This is a genomic window from Methylobacterium sp. AC690, assembly GCF_979256535.1.
In genome coordinates, this window is the sequence record NZ_CEEDOX010000073.1 from 1 (window position 1) to 284 (window position 284).

Annotated in this window: 1 pseudogene; it reads right to left on the minus strand. The window is 70.1% G+C overall.

The features are described 5' to 3' along the window. Window positions 1-284, minus strand: a pseudogene (locus tag AC0IY1_RS25380) (hypothetical protein); the annotation flags it as partial.

The window sequence follows — 284 nt, forward strand, 5'->3', positions numbered from 1 at the left end:
GCCATAGACCGTCGGCGTACGGCAGCGCCCGATCTCGGCCGCCAGGGTCTTCACGAGGCTTTCCGACACGGATCGGGCCGTCGCCAGCACGGCCTGATTGGTCTCGAGGGCCGGGGTAAAGCGCGCATGGGCGACCTTGAGGGTGGCGATCCCCTCCGGCGCGAAGCGCGCGAGGGCACTGGCGTTGGCCTTCGTGGCCTCGAGCCCCTGGAAATAGGGTGCTGCCAAGGCCGACTTGCGCTCGTTCTCGGCGAGGCCTTCCCGCAGGCGGCCGACCCGGATGT